The organism is Microbacterium sp. Leaf288 (assembly GCF_001422925.1).
In the GTDB taxonomy this organism is placed as follows: Bacteria; Actinomycetota; Actinomycetes; order Actinomycetales; family Microbacteriaceae; genus Microbacterium.
The window spans coordinates 1-3,813 of the sequence record NZ_LMNI01000007.1 but is presented as its reverse complement, the minus strand read 5'-3'; the positions used below and the strand labels follow the sequence as shown (position 1 = coordinate 3,813).

Below are 3,813 nucleotides of genomic sequence, written 5' to 3'. Positions count from 1 at the left end.
CCGGAATAGTCGTTCCCTCCACCGGTGTAGCCACTCTAAAAAATCTTTTTTTTTTATTAAAAAATAAGATGTTGAGTGCACTCTTTTTGCTCGCCGCCTTTTTGGTAGCGGTATACAAAATTTATTTCTCAAACACCATAACTTACAAAAAGTTCAATAAATATGGTGAAAATAAGACTTTGGTTCTAAAAGAGGCGCCGGGACCTACACCTTTGCCAATAATAGGTAATATGCACCTTTTGGGCAAGCACGAATCGCCATTCCAGTCTTTCACGGACTTGGCGAAAACTTATGGAGACATTTTTACGCTGCAATTGGGAACGTCGAAATGCCTAGTGGTTAATAATTTGGACCTCATCCGGGAGGTCTTGAATCAAAATGGAAAATTCTTCGGCGGACGGCCTGACTTTATCCGATTTCATCAACTTTTTGCTGGCGATAGGAATAATTCCTTAGCACTATGCGATTGGTCAAACCTTCAACTAAGAAGAAGAAATCTCGCCCGCCGCCATTGTGGACCCAAACAACACACCGACAACTTCGCGCGCATCGGAGACGTCGCTACATTCGAATCCATAGAACTGCTACAAACACTTAAAAACATAACCCGTACTTTAGACTCCAGCATCAACCTAAAACCGATCTTAATGACTACAGCAATGAATATGTTTTCGCACTACATGTGCAACGTGAGATTTGACGCCGAAAACGACGAAGATTTCAAGCGCATYGTCGACCATTTTGACGAAATTTTCTGGGAGATTAACCAAGGTTATGCCTTAGATTTTCTGCCGTGGCTCCAACCTTTTTACAAGAAGCATTTAGATAAACTGTCTAACTGGTCTTCAGATATTCGCTCGTTCATTCTTTCAAGGATCGTAGAACAGAGGGAATTGGATCTGGACATAGAAGGGCCTGAAAAGGACTTTCTAGATGGGTTGCTAAAAGTTTTACATGAAGACCCGACGGTTGATAGAAATACTATAATCTTCATGCTTGAAGATTTTCTAGGCGGTCATTCTTCGGTGGGTAATCTTGTCATGTTATGTTTGACAGCTGTGGCGAGAGACCCTGAAGTCGGCAGGAAGATTAGGGCAGAATTAGACGGTTTGACTAAAGGCAAAAGGCCTGTTACATTACTCGACCGTCATAGTTTGCCATACACAGAAGCAACTGTCTTAGAATGTCTAAGATACGCCTCATCCCCTATCGTTCCTCATGTAGCTACGGAGAACGCAGCAATCTCAGGATATGGCGTAGAAAAAGGAACGATAGTCTTCATAAACAACTATGAACTAAACACTTCAGAGGAATACTGGAATGAGCCGGAGAAATTTGACCCATCAAGGTTTCTAGAAAAGACCAAAGTTAGGGTTCGAAGGAATTCTTTCTGTGATTCCGGCATGGAATCTGATGGGGAAMGGCCGAGCAAGCCAGCGGAGACGGAAAAAGAAGTCTGGTCTGTTAAGAGGAACATCCCACATTTCCTGCCTTTTAGTATAGGTAAGCGAACGTGCATTGGTCAAACTTTAGTAACTACGATGAGTTTCGTCATGTTTGCCAGTATAATGCAGGAGTTTGAAATTGGGGCTGAAAATTTGGAAGATCTAAGACAGAAACCGGCGTGTGTGGCTTTGCCTAAAGATACGTATAACCTATTTTTGATCCCGAGAAAACATTGATCTTTTTGATTTTTTTGAAAGTACGTAAATTATTTGCGCTTGGTTCTTTTATTTGTAGTTTTGTGTTGACGCTGTTTTTTTTTTGAAAAAATTGCAGGTTTTTTTGTAGTTACCTTTTTAGCGAAAATTTTATAACTTTTTAATTTGAATGGTTTGCGATAATAGATATTTCTATGTACTACATCCTAAATTGTTTAGTAAAACTTATTTTATTTTTCTATTTGAATATATTTATTGCGATGACAGACATTTTTTTAGCAAACTTAAAAGGTTGTTTTCGTATTCAGTTGAAAATACATCAAATAATTAAAGTCGGTAAATACTTTAATTTACGCCCAAAATTAGAGCTTGAGTAATTATGTTATATTTTTTTAACCAAGATAAAATATTTTGTAGATATAGAGCCAATTAGGTTTTTCAATAACATTAAATTAAAGTAGATAGCATATTATTTTTTAACCGACTTCCCAAAAAGGAGGAGGTTCTCAATTCGACCGTACTTTTTTTTTATGTATGTTAATCCATATCTCCGGCATTTTGGTGGCTCTAGAAGTCGGTGGCAAAATAAACACAGTCAACAGACCTGCAGACACCGACTTCAAAGTCGGTTTTGTTTTTTTGTAAAAAGTTTTTTTTATTTGGTGATATTTTTAACTTCACTGCCTTCTATTTTTTTAGCTAGAGAACTGAGTAGTTCTAAAATTATATTTAAACAAAACAGCGTCTCATTAAATATACAAATAAAAAAACAAGGTTATATCGCTCAAAACTATTTATTTCTTGAAATAATTGTTTTTTTAAGTATTTCTTTTTATATTTTCGGTAAACCATACTGACGTAAATTCTTTGAAGAAAAGGCGGGAAAAATGTTTGTTRTCTATGGAAAAGAAGATGGCTGACGTGTACTGATAAAAAAATACGATTTTTCTGTTTCATWWTTGTCAATGTTTYCAATATTTTTACGACAAAATTACTGTTTTTTATCTAATAAAAGATAGTGTTGAATATTTTAGTATATTTATGGCTAGATTCACAGCTTCCAGCTAATGTTCAAAATAGTTATCTAATAGATAATGCCAAAGAAATGTTTTTACTTTTGACTACTTATATGGCAGTATCTGTCAGTTAACGTATCTAGAACTCTATCTGGAACCTTTTGTAACTAATTAATAGTTTGTTTGTAATGACTTTTTACYAMAATTATATTGAGCGTTGATAATTTTGAATWAGAAAACCAAAAACGACTGTATCTTGCCTGTTGGATTTCGCTTGCGCTAGTAAAATATATTTCGTGACTTTTTCGTTATTTTTCACAAATAGATGACGTAGTGACAATAGTGTTAGATTTTAAATAGTTATTTCACGTCACGAGTATATTTTTGCTATAGAAACGTGTAGATTTTTTAGAAAAGTAGTCAATCAAGTGTCTTAAAGTTCCTTTTTTATTAATTTTATAGAAATTTCTCGTCAAAATCGGCTGTTTATACTTAATTTGACCGAAGAAACGTAGTTTTTTAGTAGGTTAGAAATTGTGTTTAGCGTCATCTAGTGGTGAGTAGTTGAAACTCTTTGATTACACTTCTTCGGTTATATTTGTGTTGCAAGTGTGTTTGATGTTGTATTTTACATGTAGTACTGTTTACATTAGAAATAGATGTAGAATATAGACTTAATAGGGGAAATATTGTAAAAAACTCTTATAATCATGTAGAAACATTATTTAAATAATTAAAATAACTAGATTCTTGCTAAAAGACGACTTTAATTTAAGTTTCAATGTTTTTTTTAATAAACCTATGGCGGGTTTCCAAAGAATAAGAACTTGTATGTAGTTTGTAGATTAGAATTCCAAATTTAAATGTCAGAATGTAAAAACGCCATGTTGTATTTTTGAATCAATATTAATAGATATTTTGAAATCAGCAAAAATCACTGCAATCTGTTGTAACTTAGATACAGTTAAATTAAAATTAATGTATTTGATATGAATACGAGTGAATGTTAATATTATTTTCGAACTTTATGAACCAAATTGTAAAATGGCTGACTTGATATGACGTAGTTTGTAGAAAGAATTGTGATCAATAGTTGAATTAGAAATGAAATTATAGATACATTTGCATTTAAAAAA

1 protein-coding gene is annotated in these 3,813 nt (G+C 33.8%); it reads left to right on the top strand.

The window, feature by feature from the left end:
- Positions 1-1,682, top strand: a 1,682-nt coding sequence (locus ASF40_RS20800; RefSeq protein ID WP_210168645.1) for a cytochrome P450, incomplete at its 5' end; no start/stop codon positions are given.
- Positions 1,683-3,813 lie beyond the last annotated feature (2,131 nt).